The sequence below is a fragment of the Lewinella sp. IMCC34183 genome, from assembly GCF_003390915.1.
Lineage (GTDB): Bacteria > Bacteroidota > Bacteroidia > Chitinophagales > Saprospiraceae > Neolewinella.
This window is the reverse complement of record NZ_QMEM01000006.1, coordinates 34,639-52,080: the sequence shown is the minus strand read 5'-3', so window position 1 is coordinate 52,080 and position 17,442 is coordinate 34,639. Positions and strand designations below refer to the sequence as shown.

16 protein-coding genes are annotated in these 17,442 nt (G+C 63.3%); 8 read left to right on the top strand and 8 right to left on the bottom strand.

What is annotated here, in order from left to right; genetic code table 11:
- Positions 1 to 2 precede the first annotated feature (2 nt).
- Together argB and DQG19_RS13900 are read right to left on the bottom strand one after the other, a co-directional pair.
- Complete coding sequence (gene argB / locus DQG19_RS13905) at positions 3 to 779, bottom strand: acetylglutamate kinase (protein ID WP_116126886.1); 777 nt, start codon at positions 777 to 779, stop codon at positions 3 to 5.
- Positions 780 to 783: 4 nt separating this feature from the next.
- A complete protein-coding gene (locus DQG19_RS13900) occupies positions 784 to 1,773 on the bottom strand; it encodes a TraB/GumN family protein (protein WP_157974509.1) in 990 nt (329 codons plus the stop codon).
- 177 nt (positions 1,774 to 1,950) lie between these two features.
- On the opposite strand from DQG19_RS13900, the gene DQG19_RS13895 reads away from it, so the two are divergent.
- The gene (locus tag DQG19_RS13895) at positions 1,951 to 2,373 is read left to right on the top strand and encodes a DoxX family membrane protein (RefSeq protein WP_116126884.1); all 423 of its coding nucleotides are present in this window, start codon (positions 1,951 to 1,953) and stop codon (positions 2,371 to 2,373) included.
- Here the strand turns inward: DQG19_RS13895 and DQG19_RS13890 are convergent.
- Positions 2,370 to 3,146 carry an enoyl-CoA hydratase/isomerase family protein gene (locus DQG19_RS13890; protein ID WP_116126883.1) on the bottom strand — a complete coding sequence of 259 codons (777 nt, stop codon included), beginning with the start codon at positions 3,144 to 3,146 and terminating at the stop codon, positions 2,370 to 2,372. The genes DQG19_RS13895 and DQG19_RS13890 overlap by 4 nt on opposite strands.
- Positions 3,147 to 3,343: 197 nt before the next feature.
- Between DQG19_RS13890 and DQG19_RS13885 the strand changes: the two genes are divergently transcribed.
- The 4 genes from DQG19_RS13885 to DQG19_RS13870 are packed head-to-tail and all read left to right on the top strand — an operon-like array spanning position 3,344 to position 7,044.
- Complete coding sequence (locus tag DQG19_RS13885; protein WP_116126882.1) at positions 3,344 to 4,507, top strand: homogentisate 1,2-dioxygenase; 1,164 nt, start codon at positions 3,344 to 3,346, stop codon at positions 4,505 to 4,507.
- Positions 4,500 to 5,690 carry a fumarylacetoacetase gene (gene fahA / locus DQG19_RS13880; RefSeq protein WP_116126881.1) on the top strand — a complete coding sequence of 397 codons (1,191 nt, stop codon included), beginning with the start codon at positions 4,500 to 4,502 and terminating at the stop codon, positions 5,688 to 5,690. The genes DQG19_RS13885 and fahA overlap by 8 nt, the downstream gene beginning before the upstream one ends.
- A 12-nt stretch (positions 5,691 to 5,702) precedes the next feature.
- A complete protein-coding gene (locus DQG19_RS13875; protein WP_116126880.1) occupies positions 5,703 to 6,587 on the top strand; it encodes a flavin reductase family protein in 885 nt (294 codons plus the stop codon).
- A 31-nt stretch (positions 6,588 to 6,618) separates the two neighbouring features.
- Positions 6,619 to 7,044, top strand: coding sequence for an acyl-CoA thioesterase (locus DQG19_RS13870; protein WP_116126879.1), 426 nt, complete (start codon positions 6,619 to 6,621; stop codon positions 7,042 to 7,044).
- 61 nt (positions 7,045 to 7,105) lie between these two features.
- Here DQG19_RS13870 and DQG19_RS13865 read toward each other — a convergent pair whose 3' ends face one another.
- Entirely contained in the window at positions 7,106 to 7,708 is a 603-nt protein-coding gene (locus DQG19_RS13865) for a DUF4136 domain-containing protein (protein ID WP_157974508.1), read from the bottom strand.
- Positions 7,709 to 7,880: 172 nt separating this feature from the next.
- Here DQG19_RS13865 and DQG19_RS13860 point away from each other — a divergent pair, with 172 nt between their 5' ends.
- The 3 genes from DQG19_RS13860 to DQG19_RS13850 all read left to right on the top strand — a co-directional run bounded on the left by DQG19_RS13860 (position 7,881) and on the right by DQG19_RS13850 (position 11,109).
- Positions 7,881 to 9,773 carry an AAA domain-containing protein gene (locus DQG19_RS13860; RefSeq protein WP_116126877.1) on the top strand — a complete coding sequence of 631 codons (1,893 nt, stop codon included), beginning with the start codon at positions 7,881 to 7,883 and terminating at the stop codon, positions 9,771 to 9,773.
- 99 nt (positions 9,774 to 9,872) lie between these two features.
- On the top strand, positions 9,873 to 10,352 hold the full coding sequence (locus DQG19_RS13855) for an FKBP-type peptidyl-prolyl cis-trans isomerase (protein WP_116126876.1): 480 nt from the start codon (positions 9,873 to 9,875) through the stop codon (positions 10,350 to 10,352).
- A 94-nt stretch (positions 10,353 to 10,446) separates the two neighbouring features.
- Positions 10,447 to 11,109, top strand: coding sequence for a peptide deformylase (locus DQG19_RS13850; RefSeq protein ID WP_116126875.1), 663 nt, complete (start codon positions 10,447 to 10,449; stop codon positions 11,107 to 11,109).
- Between the two features lie 5 nt (positions 11,110 to 11,114).
- Here the strand turns inward: DQG19_RS13850 and DQG19_RS13845 are convergent, their stop codons facing one another.
- From DQG19_RS13845 to bla, 4 genes are all read right to left on the bottom strand, one after another.
- A complete protein-coding gene (locus DQG19_RS13845; protein WP_116126874.1) occupies positions 11,115 to 12,623 on the bottom strand; it encodes an amino acid permease in 1,509 nt (502 codons plus the stop codon).
- Positions 12,624 to 12,957: 334 nt separating this feature from the next.
- The gene (locus DQG19_RS13840; protein WP_116126873.1) at positions 12,958 to 15,924 is read right to left on the bottom strand and encodes a CIA30 family protein; all 2,967 of its coding nucleotides are present in this window, start codon (positions 15,922 to 15,924) and stop codon (positions 12,958 to 12,960) included.
- Between the two features lie 97 nt (positions 15,925 to 16,021).
- On the bottom strand, positions 16,022 to 16,336 hold the full coding sequence (gene rhaM / locus DQG19_RS13835; RefSeq protein WP_116126872.1) for an L-rhamnose mutarotase: 315 nt from the start codon (positions 16,334 to 16,336) through the stop codon (positions 16,022 to 16,024).
- A gap of 336 nt (positions 16,337 to 16,672) precedes the next feature.
- Positions 16,673 to 17,434: a subclass B1 metallo-beta-lactamase gene (bla, locus tag DQG19_RS13830; RefSeq protein ID WP_116126871.1), complete on the bottom strand. Its 762-nt coding sequence runs from the start codon at positions 17,432 to 17,434 to the stop codon at positions 16,673 to 16,675.
- Positions 17,435 to 17,442 lie beyond the last annotated feature (8 nt).

Here is a 17,442-nt window from a genome sequence, read left to right as displayed (position 1 = left end):
GTCTAGGAGGTCGGGCCGGCGTGGACGCGCGTGCCACCGCCCGTGGAGAGGGCCTCGATGTTTCCGATAACGACTTCCCGTACGCCCGCGGCCACCGCACCGAATGCGTTGTCGAGCTTCGGGATCATCCCCGCGGAAATCTTGCCGTCGGCCCGTAACGCCGCGTAGGTTTCGGGCGTGAGGGAGGGGATCACGGAATCGGGGTCGTCGATGTCACGCAGCACCCCGGGCAGCTCGAAGCAGTACTGCAACGTAACCTCATGGCCGATAGCGGCCAGCGCCCGTGCCGTTTCGTTGGCGATGGTGTCGGCATTGGTGTTCAGCAGTTGTGCGTGCAGGTCGTGGGTGATGGGGCAGAGAACCGGCCGCAGGCCCAGGCGCAGCAATCCATCGAGGAGGGGAGCGTTGACCGCCGTGACGTCGCCGGCAAAGCCGTAGTCTACCGTCCGGACCGGCCGCTTGGTGGCCACTACGGCATTGCCGTCCGCGCCACTGAGCCCGATGGCGTTGCTGCCGCGCGCCTGCAGCTGGGCTACGATGTCCTTGTTGATCAGGCCGGCGTAGACCATGGTTACGATCTCCAGCGTGGGCTGATCCGTAATGCGGCGCCCATCCACCATGCGGGGCGTGCGTCCCATTTCGGTAAGCACCTCACTGGCCCGGCGGCCGCCGCCGTGGACGAGGATGGTCGGGGCGGCCTGTCCGGCCACGTAGTCGAGGGCTTCGTGCAGGGTAGCGGGGTTATTGATGACGTTCCCGCCGATCTTGCAAACAATCATAGTACTATTCGTAAACGGGTTCTACCGTGAGTCCTTCGGCCCGGAGCAGGGCAATGACCCCGCGCTCGCCGCCCAGGTGGCCCGCGCCCACCGCGTACAGGGTAGGGGAGGCGGTCAGGCGCGCGGCGATCTCCGGCACCCACTTTTCGTTGCGGCGAACGACGAGCAGTTCCTCGAAGTTGCCGAAGCCTTCGCTTTCGGACGAGATGAGTTGCGACATCTCCGCAACCGCCCTGCGCTTGTACATGGCCACCATCTGGTCCATCTGGCTGTCGCCGTCGGTCATTGTCTGGGCCATATCGTCGGAGATGGAGCGGTAGAGCATTTCGGCCTGGATGGAGTAGGGGATGCTGTCGAACAGGCCCAGCTGGAAGTCCATGGTCTCGAGGCCCGCGATGTCCTTACCGGCGGCCTCGGCGATCTTGCTGAGTTCGAGTTCGTAGCTGCGCATCCCTCCCATTCCGGCACCGGGGTCGCCACCGCCGAAGGGGTTGCCGGCCCCCATGTCCTGGCCGACCATGGCGGAGAGAAACATCGGCTTCATCTTCTGGAAGATGAAGAAGGGCATTCCGCGGTCGTTGAAGTAGGTAGCGACGCTGTCGTAGCGCGCCGGGCTGAGCAGGTCCTGCAGGCTGGTATCGTTGCGCATCGTGATCTTGCCCATGAGGCCCATGATCGCGGCGGGGTTCTGCATTTCCCGGGGGTCGATCTCGAAGAACAAGGCCTCGACGTCGTTGGCGGCGCGCACCACGTGATTGTCCAGGAAGTAGTCTTCCTCGGGAATAATGTGAATGGTACCGTAGAGATAGCTGGGCTCGGCAACGTCCGCTCCCGTGATTCGCCACAGCAGGCTGGTATCGTTGACGGTGGGCACCTGGAAGGGGGCGTCGGCCAGGGCCGCGTCGGTTTCCGGATCGGCCACCTGGGCCCGTAGGACCATCCCGGGCAGGAGGGTCAGCACGAAAAGGGCGAATAGGGTTCGTAATACGCGCATAAAGGGGGGCTTGGGTGGCAACCCGCCACCGCAGCTAAAAAGGCTGCGGGGGGTGGAAAAGTTGTCGGGGTATCCGCCAAACCACCGGCGTGAAGCCCGCACGACACCGGTTGCGGAACGGACCCCGCACCCGCGGCCCCGCCCCGGGAAGCGCGCGCCAAACGTACCTTTGTCGCAATGCAAGACATCTTCGATCTTATCGGGCGGATACTGCTGTCGTTCATCTTCTTCTTCGAGGCGTACGACTACTTCGCGTTTGAGCGGCTCAACCGGGAGGCCATGACGATTTACGGCCTGACGTGGAACCAGGACTTCCTGCTGTACGGGGCCATCCTGCTCCTGCTGCTGGGGGGGCTGATGATCCTGCTCGGGTACCGGATGCGCCTGGGGGCCGTGCTGCTGCTGATCTACTGGGTGCCGCTCACCTTCATCGTGCACGATTTCTGGGACGAGACGGCCGGTACGGAGGCGTACCGCTTGCAGAGCCTCTTCTTCATGAAGAACCTGGCGATCATGGGCGGGCTGCTGCTGGCGGCTACTCACGTAAGCGGCCGCTTCCGCCTGCGCCGCCTGTTCGCCACCACCCGTGTGCGGGGCTAGCCGGCCTGGTTGAGCTGGCGGACGAAGAGTTCCATCATTTTCTTGAAAACGGGGTCGTCGAAATCTTCCGCGATGACGTCGACCAGTGCGTCCAGGTCGTGGTCCACGGCGGCCAGTAGACCGCCGCGCAGGTAGCGCTTGGTGCGGCGGTATACCGGCGGGTGGATCCGGGCCAGGCGACGGCAGTGGGCGCGGGCGCGGGCGAGGACATCCTCCACGGCCACCGATTCGTCGGCGAGGCCGGCGGCGAGTGCGGCCTCGCTGTCGTACATGCGGGCCAGCTGCACGTCGGCCCAGGCGGCCGTGCTGCCGCGGTAGTGGGCGTAGATATCCGCCATCATCCGGGGGATCTGTAGGCTCATGTTGAACTCGTTCATGCCGACGGTATGCTTCTCCCCCCGGCCCATGACGCGGTAGTCGGCGGTCAGCGCCAGGATGGTACCGCCCGCGGGCGCGAAGCCGGTGACGGCCGCTACCAGCGGTTTCTCGAAGCGTACCAGCGTCTGCAGGGCCGCCAGGTAGGTGAAGAAGAACTCGCGCAATCCCTCGCGGTCCGAAGTCGCCAAGGCCATGACGTTGAGCCCTGCGCAGAAGCAGTGGGGCCGGCCGGCGAGGACGACGCCGTCGACGGTGCGGTCCTGGGCCAGGTCGAGAAAGGCGGCCTTCAGGTCGCGGGAGAGGGTCGCGTCGATGGCATTGACCTTGCCGTGGTCGAGGGTGACGGTGGCGAGGCGTTCTTCGACGGTGACGCGGAGGGAGGTGTAGTCGGGCATGGGGGGAAGATAAGCGCGCGGCGGCGGAGGGTCGCGCCGTATGTTAACTGTGGGTTAATTTTGGCGGATTGGTCCGACGCGTGAGTGGCCGGTCGGGTAGTGGACCGGCGAGTAGTGGCCGGTCCACTACCCGACCGGCCACTAGCAACTGAACCTTCCCCCATAAACAGTTGTCCTAACAACAAAGTCTTTCGATCATGCCCATTTACCATCGCCTCGGGAAGCTACCCCCCAAACGGCACACCCAGTTTCGCCAGTCCGACGGCTCGCTCTATAACGAGCAGCTGTTCGGCACCGTCGGCTTCGACGGCATGTCCTCGCTGATGTACCACGCCGGCCGGCCCACCCAGGTGAAGGAGATCCGCGGCAAGACCGACCTCAGCCCCCGAATTGCCGAGGAAAAGACCATCACCGCCCGCAAGTTGCTCGGCTTCGACGTGGCTCCCGAAGATGATTACCTCGCCTCCCGCAAGCCGCTGCTCACCAACAGCGACGTCACCATCGGCGTGGCCGCCCCCCGCAAGAGCCTGCGCGACTATTTCTACAAGAACGCCGACGCCGACGAGCTCCTCTTCGTCCACCGCGGCACCGGCACCCTCCGTACCTTCCTCGGCAATATCCCCTTCGAGTACGGCGACTACCTCGTCATCCCGCGAGGCGTGATCTACCAGATCGACTTCGATACCGAGGACAACCGCATCTTCTACACCGAATCCGCCGACCCGATCTATACCCCAAAGCGGTACCGTAACCACTTCGGACAACTCCTTGAGCATTCGCCCTTTACCGAGCGCGACTACAAGCTGCCCCAGGACCTCGAAACCCACATCGAGGAGGGCGACTTCGTCGTCAAGATCAAGAAGCAAGGCATGCTTCACGAGCTCGTCTACGCCACCCACCCCTTCGATGTCGTCGGCTGGGACGGCTACAACTTCCCATACGGCTTCAGCATCCACAATTTCGAGCCGATCACCGGCCGCGTCCACCAGCCGCCCCCCGTCCACCAGACTTTTGAGACGAAGTCGTTCGTCGTCTGCTCTTTCTGCCCGCGGCTCTACGACTACCACCCGCAGGCGATTCCGGCGCCGTACAACCACAGCAACATCGATTCCGACGAGGTGCTCTACTACGTCGACGGCGACTTCATGAGCCGCACCGGCATCGGTCCCGGCTACCTGACGCTACACCCCGGCGGCATTCCCCACGGACCGCACCCGGGCACCTACGAGGGCAGCATCGGCAAGAAAGGTACCGAGGAACTGGCCGTCATGGTAGACACCTTTCGGCCCCTGCAGGTGACCGCCGAGGCCGCCAAGATCGACGACGGCAAGTACTACCAATCCTGGTTCGCCCATGATTGAGTTGCGCATTCCGGACGGCTCCGACTTTACCCTAGCCAACCTGCCCTATGGCATCTTCTCCACCGCCGACCGTAGTCCCCGCGCGGGCATGGCGGTGGGGAAGGACATCCTCGACCTGTACGCCCTGGCCCGTACGGGGGCCTTTGACTTCGACCCCGAGGTGTTTAATCAGCCGGTACTGAACGACTTCATCGCGCTGAGTAAATGCGTGACTTCCAGGGCGCGGACGCAGGTGCAAGGGTGGCTTCGCGAAGGCGGGGCGGGCGTGGTTCGGCCGGAACACCTGGTACCGATGTCCGAAGCGACCCTCCACCTCCCCGTGCGGATAGGCGACTACACCGACTTCTACTCCAGCATCGAGCACGCTACCAATGTCGGCCGCATGTTCCGCGATCCGGAGAACGCCCTGCTGCCCAACTGGCGCCACCTGCCGGTCGGGTACCACGGGCGGGCCTCCTCGATCGTGGTCAGCGGGACTGACGTTCGGCGCCCACTGGGGCAAACGATGCTGCCTGACGCTGACCGCCCCGTATTTGGACCAAGCCAACGCCTAGACTTCGAGCTCGAAGTGGCCTTCGTGATCGGTAAGGAGTCCCGGCTGGGAGAGCCCGTTCCGATCGCGGAAACGGAAGACTACATCTTCGGCCTCTTTCTGTTCAACGACTGGTCCGCCCGCGATATCCAGCGCTGGGAATACGTGCCCCTGGGGCCCTTCCTCGGCAAGAGCTTCGCTTCCTCCGTCTCCCCCTGGATCGTGCCCCTGGAGGCCCTGGAGCCCTTTCGCGTCGCCGGTCCCGAGCAGGACCCCGAGGTACTTCCCTATCTCCGGACTACCACCCCCGCTCACTACGACATCGACCTGCGCGTGACGATCAATGACCGCACCGTCTGCCGCTCCAATTTCCGCCACCTCTACTGGAGCATGCGACAGCAACTGGCCCACCACACCAGCAACGGCTGCAACGTCCGCGTGGGGGATCTGCTGGCCTCCGGTACGATCTCCGGTCCCGGTGTGGACGCCTACGGTTCCCTGCTGGAGATCACCGAAAACGGCAAGCGGGGTGAGTTTCTTGCCGACGGAGACACCGTGACCCTGCACGGGCACGCCGGTGCCGGATCTTCCCGCGTAGGCTTCGGCAGTGCCACCGGAACCGTGCAAGCCGCACTTAACAATCAGCCTTAATCAGAAAACGCTATGACCCTGGACCCTAATGATATGGATACCCGCGACCTCTACGGTTACTTATCCACTGCCGTAGCACCACGTCCCATTGCATTTGCCTCCACGGTAGATAGCGAAGGACGCGTCAACCTCAGCCCCTTCAGCTACTTCAATGTCTTCAGTACCCGGCCGCCGATCCTGGTATTTTCCCCGATCCTACGGGGTCGCGACGGCAGTGCCAAGGATACGCTGGAGAACCTGCGGGCCGTCCCCGAGGTCACGATCAGCGTGGTCAACTACGCCATGGTAGAGCAGACCTCCCTCGCCAGCACCGAATACCCCACCGGCACCAACGAGTTTGCCAAGGCCGGCTTTACGGAAGTGGCCGGAGAGGTGGTTCGCCCGCCGCGCGTACAGGAGTCCCCCGTGTCCTTCGAGTGCAAGGTGGATGATATCATCGCCCTCGGAGAGTCCGGGGGTGCCGGCAACCTGGTGATTGCCCGGGTGGTCCGTATCCACATCGATGAGCAAGTACTAGACGCCGAGGGCAAACTCGATACCCGCAAGCTCGACCTGGTGGCCCGTATGGGCGGCAACGACTACTGCCGCGCGACCGATGATAACCTGTTCGAGATCCCCAAACCGCTCCGCAATCTCGGAATGGGAGTAGACAGCCTGCCCGCCCACATTCGCAACAGCGATGTACTTACCGGCAACAACCTCGGCCGCCTGGGGAACCTGGAGGCCCTGCCCGACGAAGCCCTACTCCAACGCGCCGAGGCCAGCCAGGAAGTACGCGACGCCCGGGCGCAGGGGGCCATCGCCCTGCATCGCCTGGCCAAACGCTACCTCGAACGGGGCGAGGCCGAACTGGCGCTCGCGGTGCTGCTGCAGCGGGTGGGTTCGGAACCGGCGTAGGGGATCTATACGTCCGCCTATCTTGCGACCCATGAAAATTACCCGCGACGACTTCTCTACCCTGCACCGTTTTCCCGTCCACTGGGGGGACATGGACAGTGCCCAGCATGTCAACAATCTCGTATACCTGCGCTGGGCGGAAACCGCCCGGGTGATCTACTTCGAGGCCATCGGGGTGAACACCAGCTTCGGACCCGGCGCCACGGGTGCCATATTAGCGTGGCAGGACTGCAAGTACACTTTCCCGATGACCTACCCGGACACGGCGCTGGTCGGCACCCGCACGGTACAGCTGGAGGAGGATAGATTCACCATGGAGACGGCCATCTTCTCCGAACGCCACGACCGGCTGGCCGCGGTAACGAAACAGCTTATCGTCCCGTACGATTACGGGACGCTCGTCAAAGCGCCCCTGCCGGAGCAGTGGCGGGAGGCAATCCAAAAGCTGGGGGCATAAAAATGGGGTCGCTGCCAGTTGGCAACGACCCCGCATAGGTTTATTTCAGGCAGTGGGCCGGTTACTTAGCCCGATTGTTGATGGGGTACTCGTCGAAGATATCGTCTACCAGGCCGATGATCTCTTCGGTGGTGGATCCACTGTAGATGGCTTCGGAGGTCATACCTTTCCAGACGGTGTTCTTGGAATTGCGATCCACCAGGCTGATGATCAGGGTGCCCTCCGTGTAATTGTAGGTGTCGGTGTCGTAACCAACGACCCCACCATAGTTATAGAAGTCGTTGTAGTAGTAGTTATTGTAGTAGGGGCTCACGGTGTTGACACCGTAGGTACCATAAGGGTAGGTAGCGTAAACGGGATCGGTGTCCGTAGCGGTTTCCTGGTCCTTCTTGACGCTGATGAGTACGAGGAGGTCGGGATTGTCGCGGTTAAGGCGGTACCCTTCCTGCTGCATCTGAGTGTTGACGGTTTCGATGATGCGACTGTTTATTGCTTCCTGGTCCATATTTGCATCCGTCATTTCAATGTCGGCATTGGGCAGGTAGGCGAAGGTCTTGTACTTGCTGAGGTCGGCGTCGGTCGGCTGCGCGGTGGTGACCTGCGGGCCACAGCTCACGAGAAACAGCGATACGGCAAGGAGAAGTAGGGGGGTAAGAAATTTCATTGTTACGTTTTTTGGGTTGTAAATCAAGTAGTTGTGCTTATTTAACACAGTCCGTGAGGGGGATGTTTTAAAACTTGTTGCTTTCCTGCACATCGTCGGGTGTTGGAGGCGTAAGAACTGCGCTACCGCCGGTGCACAGAACTTTCCCGGCCCCCGTCCCTTCCTGATGGGTATGACGGACGCGCAGCAAGCAGAGATTACCCGCCTGCGGGAATTGACGGACCTGGAACGGCAGGAGGAGCGCCGCCTGCACCTGGAAGTGATCCAGGCCATGCCGCTGGTCCAGCGGGTGGAGAAGGGCTACAGCTGGTACCCCCTGCAGGTGAGCGAGGCGGACTACGGCATCGGGGAGCGCCCCTACGTGATCGTGACGCGCGAGGGCGACGAGGCCCACCAGTTTCGCGCCGGTACCTCCATTAATCTCTTCACCGTCCAGGCCGAGGCGCGCTCCCCCCAGCGTACCGGGGTCATCCAGTACGTGAAGAAGGACCGCATGAAGATCATCCTCGGCGGTGAAGACCATCCCGGCTGGCTGCACCGCGGCGGCATCGGCGTGGACCTGATGTTCGACGAGCGCACGTACGTGGAGATGGACAAGGCCCTCGAGGGACTGGCCAGCGCCCGCGGCAACCGGCTGGCGGAGCTGCGCGACGTCATTATGGCCGTACGGCCCGCGGAGTACCGTCCCGTAGATGAAGTGGCCGTAGCCCACCTGACCGACCTTAACGACAGCCAGCGCGCGGCGGTCCGCGAGATCCTGGGGGCCAGCCACCTCAGCCTCATTCACGGTCCGCCCGGTACCGGCAAGACCACCACCCTGGTGGCCGCGGTGGGGGAGCTCATCAAAACGGAGAAGTCGATCCTCTTTTGCGCGCCCAGCAACAGCGCGGCCGACCTCGTCACCCTGCGTATGGCCGCCCGCGGCATCAACGTCGTACGTACCGGCAACATCAGCCGGGTAGAGGAAGACGTGATGGCGCATACTCTTGACGTACAGATCGCTAACCACCCCGATACGAAGCAGGTCAAGAAGCTCCGGCAGGAGGCCGCCGAGCTGCGCCGGAAGGCCAAGAAGATGCGCGGCGGGCGCGACAAGGGCATGACCTTCGCCGAGGCCGGCCGCCTCAGCGGCTGGGCCCGGCAGCTGGAGGATCACCTGCTCGGATATGTCCTCGACGCCGCCGACGTGATCGTCTGTACCCTCGTCGGCGCGGCCAGCGCCGTGCTGGCCGACCGGGAGTTCCGCACCTGTATCATCGACGAGGCGGCCCAGGCCCTGGAGCCGGCTACCTGGATCCCCATCAGCCGCTCCTACCGCGTCGTGCTCGCCGGCGACCCGTACCAACTGCCCCCTACCGTGAAGAGCAAGGAAGCCGACCGTGGCGGGTTTGGCATCACCCTGCTGGAAAAGGCACTTGAGCGTCACGGCCGCAACGCCCTGCTCGAGGTGCAGTACCGCATGAACGAGCGGATCATGGGCTTCAGCAACGAATACTTTTACGATGGTAAGCTGCGGGCCGGCCCCGGCATTGCCGACCGGACCCTGCCCGGCGTATCGCTGGCCGAAAGCGTCGTTTTTATCGACACGGCGGGCACCGGCTTCGAGGAGAAGTTGCACCCCCGCTTCAAGAGCCGGTACAATGAGGGAGAACTGGACATTCTCATCGAGCACCTCCTCCAGTTGAAGGGCGGCATCCCGCCCGAGTACCCGCTCCCCCGGGTGGCCGTCATCAGCCCGTACCGCGAACAGACGGTACTGGCCGAGGAGCGCCTGGAGTCCGTGGCCGCGCTGGCGGACCTCGACGTCACCGTCAATACTGTCGACGGCTTCCAGGGCCGCGAGCGGGCCGTGGTGTACCTGTCGCTGGTGCGCAGCAACAACCGCTCGGAGATCGGCTTTCTGTCCGATTATCGCCGCATGAACGTTGCCCTCACCCGGGCCAAGCTCCAATTGGTGGTGATCGGGGACAGCGCCACCATCGGCAATGACCTCTTCTTCGCCGGCTTCCTGGCCTACGTCGACCGGCAGGGCACTTACCAGACGGCCTGGGAATACATGAGCTGATCATGGCCGGTCTGCCGTACGTCGGCCACCGGGCAGCGTTGCCCACCCCCCGGATCGTTCCCCAGCGTACCTTCGCGGCTCAAACCCAACTTTTCCGCTATGCTCCTTCGCTTTGCCTACCTCCTCCCCGTCCTGCTGCTGCTCCTTGCCGGCTGTAAGAAAGACAACTGCGACGAAGGCTATGCCTCGGCCCGGGAGTTTGCCGACGCGGATACCCAAAATACCTACACCGAACTGGGCAATACGGGCATGCTCTACTACATCTCCGATACCGGCTCGGTAGCCAAACCCACCCGGCAGGATACCGTGACCGCCGATTATACCGGCTACTTTCCCGACGGGGAAATCTTTGACCAGACTACGGCCGCCCGTGGTCCCGCAACCTTCGCCCTGCAAAACGTCATTGCGGGCTGGCAACTCGGCGTTCCCCTCATCGGCCGCGGCGGCAGCATCCGGCTGGTCATACCTTCGGAGCTGGCGTACGGCGCCCGGGGCAGCATCGACCGCTCCACGGGGGAGTACAGCATCTGTCCGAACACCGACCTTGTCTTCGATATCGACCTGATCGATTTCAACTGATCCCGGCGCGGACGCGGGTGCCGGGGCTACCCGCCCACCCGACGTACGGCGGGCTCCCCCCGCACCTGCGTTCCCGCCCCCAAAATTTCCTGTGATGCGCTTGCATTCCTACCTGTCCGCCCTGGCCTTCCTCCTCATCGTCGGCTGCTCCACCACCCGTCCGGCCGCGGGTACGGTCCCGACGGGCACCCGCTTCACCCCCGAGCAGCGTGCCATGATTATGGCGGCCGGCCCCGACGAGCCGATGCGGGTATGGAAGATCACCGACCGCTCGGACAGCCTGCTGCTGCGCACCGAGAGCGAGGACGTGCGCGTGGATCCCTCGGACCCCGTGCTGACACGCTTCCTGGCGCGCCTCCACGCTACGGTGACCGACAGCGCCTCCCTGGGGCTGGGCATCGCCGCGCCGCAGGTCGGCATCCTGAAGAACATCATCTGGGTACAGCGCCTCGACAAGGAAGACCTGCCGTGGGAGGTGTTCCTCAATCCGGTGATCCGGCAGTACTCCGAGAAGAAGCAGCTGAACCGCGAGGGCTGCCTCAGCATCCCCAACCGCCGGGATACCTGCTCGCGTGCCTACGCCGTGCTCATGGAGTACGACCGGCCGGACGGCAGCCACGGCATCGAGATGGTGGAGGACTTCACTTCCGTCATCTTCCAGCACGAGGTGGACCACCTCAACGGAATCCTCTTCCTCGACCACCTGGCCGAGGAGCAGCGGCAGAATGCCGCCCACGTCCCGGTCGGCCGGGAGTAGGCGGATCAGACCAGGTCCTCCGGACGGTTCAGCTTGCTTTTGCGTATGCCGTACATGAAGTACACCAGCAGGCCCAGGCCCATCCACATCAGAAAACGGATCCAGGTGACCAGGGGCAGGGCCACCATCAGCCCCAGGCAGATGAGGATACACAGCGAGCAGACCACTCGGTAGGCCGGTGCCCGGAATTTGCGGGTCGCATCGGGTCGCCGGACGCGGAGGATCCAGATGCCGATGGCCACCAGGACGAAGGCGAAGAGCGTACCGATGTTGGTCAGTTCCGCGGCTACGCTGATGTCGATGGTGCCGGCCAGGATGGCTACGAACAGCCCCACGATCACGGTGGCGAAGGAGGGCGTGAGGAAGCGGTGGTGCACCTCGGAGAGTCGCGGGCTCAGGAGGCCGTCGCGGCTCATGGCGTAGAGGATGCGGATCTGGCCGAGTTGCATTACCAGCAGTACCGTAGGCATGGTGAGGGTGACGCCCATGGCGATGAGCAGGGCCACGCGGTCTTCCCCGACCGCGATAAGGGCCTCGGCCACGGGTTTCTCGTTCGCCAGGATGCCGAGGGGCACCATGCCGGTCAGGACGGCCGCCACCGCGATGTACAGCAGCGTACAGATGATGAGGGCCCCGATCATGGCCAGCGGCAGGTCGCGCTGGGGATTTTTGGCTTCTTCGGAGGTGGTACTCACCGCATCGAAGCCGACGTAGGCAAAGAAGACCAGGGCCGCGCCGGTCATGATACCCTGCCAGCCGTTCGGAGCGAAGGGCTCCCAGTACGTCTCGGGAGCAAAATGCGGGATGCCGTAAAACAGAAACAGCGATACGAGGGCCAGCTTGATCAGTACCAGGACGGCGTTAACCCGCGCGGACTCCTGGATCCCGATGTAGAGCAGGGCGGAGATGACTACGGTGATGAGGAAGGCGGGCAGGTTGATCAGGGCCGTCTCGGTGGGCAGGGTGGCGAAGGTGTCGGCGTAGGTCTCCTGTACGGCCGGGGTGATGGCCGTCCACATGCCGGAGGGCAACTGCACCATATCGGTCCCCGTTGCGGCCGACAGGTACCCGGGCAGGTGGAGCCCGAAGCCGTCCAGTAAGTTCTTGAAGTACCCCGACCAGCCGATGGCCACGGCCACGTTGCCTACGGCGTACTCCAGAATGAGGTCCCAGCCGATGATCCAGGCGAATATTTCGCCGAAGGAACTGTACGAATAGGTATAGGCACTACCCGAAATCGGGATCATGGAGGCAAACTCAGCGTAGCAGAGGGCGGCGAAGAGGCAGGCCAGGCCCGTGATGACGAACGAGACGGTCAGGGCAGGCCCCGCCCCCAGGGCGTGTTCCGTTCCGGCGGCGGCCTCCCCGGTGAGGACGAAAATACCGGTGCCGATGATGGCGCCGATTCCCAGCATGGTCAGGTCAAAGACACCGAGCGAACGCTTGAGGGAGGATTCTTCGGACTCCCGCTGGAGCAGTTCCAGCGATTTTTTCCGAAGGAAGGAGTTGGTCATTTGGGGTAAGCGAGTCAGGTTCTACTCATAAAAGTAGGTGACTGAAAACCGCATTTTGCGGGTCGGGCCGGAGATTATTTTAGTGCCCGGACGGGGTGCCCGCTACCCACATCGGATGTGGTGCACATCCGATGTGCGTAAGGGGCAAAACGGTCAATTCCAGACGGGATTCAGAGGCTTGTTGCCCGGGTAAAGGTTTTCAACAGTATTCGGGTAAAACAACCTAAATACCTGACCGGCAATCACATCCGGGTAATGATCTACCAAACCTTATTAAGCAATTTGGGCAGCCGCACATCGGATGTGCTCGACATCCGATGTGCGGCCGCGAGGGCTACTCCGTGTAGCCGAAGTTGTTCAGTTCCACTTCGAAGTCCTGTTCCTCCTTGTTGCCGATGAGGAACTGCAAGTCATGCACGGGGCCGCCCGCGAAGTTCGGGACATCGACCGGTTCTCCGTGGTGTACGGCGTGCATGGTTTCGAAGGGGATTTCGACCGTCTCCCACTCACCGGTGGTGGGGAAGGTGGCTTCGTGGAAGTACTCCTGGTCTTCGCTGCTGCGGATGCGAAAGGTGTAGTCGCTGCCGTCGCCCTTGAGGCGAACGGTGAAGGCGCGGTAGCCGCTCACGTCGATCACCTTCTTGAGCTCGTGCACGATGGAGGAGAAGCCGCCGTCGTTGGCCAGCGAGACGTGACCGTAGAACTGCCCGTGCCCTTCTTCGGTGAGCCGGAACTTGCCCTTGGATTTTCCCCCCATCACGGTATCGTCCTCCACCTCCCAGTCGTCGCGGGAATTGAGGGTAAAGCGGTAGAGAAGGGACATGTCTTTCATAGAAGCAGGAATTGTGGTTGGATGACCGGCACCGTCCGCGGTTGCGGATCGGTTATCTACAATCCGCTCGCCCGCCCGAATTGTTCGTTCACCGGCTCCCCGGCCGGGCCCATCCCTGCGCGGGGAAGGGGGAAGTTCGGGGGATGCCACGCCCCAGGTCGTATCCGGCCGCGGTCCGACGGTCAGCTCCAGTACGCCCCCGCGGGCAAATTCACGGTGGGGAAAGGTCACGCTGTTCCATTCCCGTGACCGCCAGCGCGCCTGCTGGATGTAGAGGTTGTTGGTAGGGTCACCTTCGGTACGGATGGTGAAGCTGTCGCCGGGGTAGTAAGTGGGGTTCAACGCGATACGGACCTCGTCGAACAGCGGGGTCGTGATCTCATAGCCCGGCTCGGTCGCGGTGCTGCCGTCGACGCTAAAGAGGCCGATGGCCATCAGCACCCCCAGGGCACCCATTTGTCCCTGGTCCTCGTCGCCGTGGTAGCCGCCGTAGGGGGTGATGTCGGCGTAGCGCTCCTTCACGGTCCGCACCCACTTCTGGCTGAGCCACGGCGCTCCCGCCACGTTGAAGAGGTGCGCCATGTGAGTGCTGGGCTGGTTGGCGTAGTCCACCCAGTTGACGGCGTGGTTCTTGTCGTTGGCCTGCAGCCAGTGTTGGCTCTGCCGCTCAAAACTTGCGGTGAGGCTGGCGAGGTAGGCTTCGCGTCCGCCAAACAGCTCCACCAGTCCGGGAATATCGTGGGGCACGAAGTGGGAATAGATGGCCGAGTTGCCTTCGCAGAACCCCCGCGCGCTGAACTGGTCGGCGGCGGCCACGGGCGCGAAGTCGGCGATCAAGCTGCCGTCGATCTCCCGGGGGTGCATCCACCCACTGGCGGGGTTCCAGAGGTTCCGGTAGTTCTGCGAGCGCTCCATGAACAGCCCGTAGTCGTCTTCCTTGCCCAGGGTGCGGGCGATCTGGGCCAGGCACCAGTCCTGGTAGGCGTACTCCAGGGTCATCGAGGCCCCGTCCTTGTGGTAGCCAGTCCCCGGCAGGCCCTCGGGTACGTAGCCCCGGTCCACGTAATAGCCCATACCGCCGCCGAGCCGGGTACCGTGCTCGTAGCCCGCTTTGTCGCGGATGCCCCCCGGGAAGGCGTTCTTGCGCAGGCCCGCGTAGACGGTGTCGACGTCAAAGCCCCGGTGGATGCCCCGGTTGATGGCTGCGGCGAAGAAAGGCGTCGCCGGGTCGCCGATCATCACGTAGGTGTAGTTGCCGCCGGAGGGGCCGCGGGGGATCATGCCGCCGTTCAGGTACATGTCCTGCATCGTGCTGCCGAAGCCGTCCAGCCGCTCCGGGTAGGCCAGGGACCAGAGGATATCCAGCGACCAGTGGCTGCCCCACCAGGCATCGAAATTGTAGTGGGGGAAGCGCGGTCGTCCGTCCTCGTCGAGCCCCACCCGCCGCACGCGGGTTTCCGGACCGGTGTTGTCGGCGTAGTACCCATCGTGATCGCTCACAATGCGGCGCCCCAGCAGGCTGTGACACAGGTCGGTATAGAACTTCACCTGGTGAGCCTTAGTGCCCCCCGTCACGTGGATCTTGGCCAGTTCCTGGTTCCACTCCGCGCGGGAGTCCTCGACCACCTGGTCGAAGTCCCAGCCCGGAAGCTCGGCCTCCAGGTTACGCCGGGCTCCCTCGACCGAGGTGTACGACAGGGCTACCTTCAGCTGCACGGTATCGGTACCGTCCGCAAACTGCAGATAGGCTCCCGCGTCGCGGCCGCCGACCGAATCGCGGGGCTCTTCCACCAGGCGGGCCGCCTCCCAGCCCCCGAAGGCCGCGATGTCGCGGTCGACCCGGGCCACGAAGTAGACCGTGAAGGGCTTGGGCCGCCGGTTCGTCGGGCCCATCACGGCAAGGCCAGCGATCTCCCGGTCCGATATCCGTCGCGCTTCCGAGTAGAGCGTGGAGTCGTGGGCAAGGAAGGCCCCCGTGTCGAAGTACAGGTAGCGGGCGCGGTCATCGTCTGGGAAGGCGTAGCGGTGCAGGCCCACGCGGGTGGTGCTGGTCAGTTCGGCCGTGATGCCGTAGCGGTCGAGTTCCAGGCGGTGGTAGCCGGGCCGGACCACCTCGGTAGCGTGACGAAAGGGCGACCGGTAGGCGTCCGGGCCGCGGTGGCCGATCATCTCTCCGGTAGCGGGCATCACGAGAAGGCCGGAGATCTGCCAGCCGTGGATGTGGCTGAAGCCGCGCACGACGGTACTGTCATAAAGATAACCGCTTTCCCAGCTGCCCTTCAGGTTGGTGTCCGGACTGAGGTTGACCATCCCGAACGGCCGGCTGGCCGAACTGAAGTAGAACCAGCGCGATTTGTGGGTGTCGATCCGCGGGTCGACCAGGGCGGTATAGTCGGTACCACCGGAGGTGACCTGGCCGAAGGTGATCGTGAACGATCCGAGAAGGAGGACGAGAAGTAATGCCCGCATGTGTCGACTTTTGGGAGAAGGTACGGCACCTGCGCCGCGCCGCCCCTCCCGTCCCGGGCGGGCGGTACATTCGGTTTGGCCTACCAGCCACTGACGGTCAGGGTAGGTGAAAGACCTCCTGCAAATCGGTACTCACTGGGCTGCCGTCAGGGTTGGTTTCCATGAGTTGTCGCATGTACTCCCACCACTTGCGGCACACCTTCGTCTTGGCCACCGCGTTCCAGCGTTCCTCGGATTCAATCTCGACGTACCCGAACAGCGTATGGGTTTCCTCGTCCAGGAAAATGGAATAATTGTGTGCCCCATGCGCCTGGAGGACCTCGGCGAGTTCCGGCCATATAGGATTGTGACGGTCGGTGTATGCGGCAACGTGGGCGGGAAATACCTTCATTTTAAAGGCTTTGCGGATCATCGGTCGGTAGGTAAAAGTGAGAGGATAGGTTCCTTGGGGTCCGCAGCATAACCGGGGCGCTGCCGCGGGTGCGGTGCGGCAACTGGCCCACCGGTGGGGCCTGGCTTCCGGTACCGGGCATATGGAGCCGAAAGTAAGCGAAGCAGCGGGTACCCCCATCCGGCACTGTAAGGGTGCTACCCCAAAAAGCTGTCCCCGCACGGACTAACCGGGCGGGGACGACAAACTTAATCTCTGTAGAAAGGTGTAATCCCTGACCGGTAAAGGGCATCGCACGACGCCCACCTCCCGGTCATTAGGGATAAGGTAGTCATTTTAAGTAATATCTCAATATAATTATTTGTGAGTGGGGTGGGTGTCCGTCGGATCTTCGGCAAACAGGTCGCGGGTGAATTCCAGCAGGTGGCGGTCGCCCGGGGTGCCGTGCCCGGGAACAATGCGCACCGCCCGGGGGTAGCGGGCCATGGCCTCCACCACGGAGGCTGACCAGGCTGCGGTGTCGGCGTCGGCTAGGTTGCCTTTCCCGGCGCCGAGGGACTTCACGAGGCAGCCTCCGAACAGGGTCTGGTCGGCCGCGAAGTAGGCCACTACGTTATCGCGGGTATGCCCCGCTCCGGGGTGGGAGATGAGCACTTCCCGATCGCCGACGCGCAGCATCTTCTCGCCAGCGAAGGTGCGCCGCGGGGGTATGGCCCCGTGCGCTGTGGCGAGTTCGGCCGTTTTTTCGTTTCCGTAAGAGGAGATCCCCCGTACGTGGAAGGCGGCCAGCCCGCCAAGGCAATCGTCGTGGAAGTGCGTCGGTACCACGGCGATCACCCGGAGGCCGAGCTGTCGTTGCAGAAACTCGATCAGTTCTACGCTGCCGAGGGTGTCCACCGGTGTATCCAGCACCACGGCCTCGCGTCCGTCCGTGAAGACCACACCATTACACGCGACCTTACCGTAGTCATCGGTCGACAAGAAGCTGCGGTGCAAATAGGTGCCGGGGGCCAGTTGCTCTACTTCCAGAATGGGCGAATGGTAGAGCAGGGAATCCTGGGCCGTAAGCACTCCGGCGGCCAGGCCGAGCAGACTGAGAAGAAGGGAACGGAAAGTCATGACGCAAG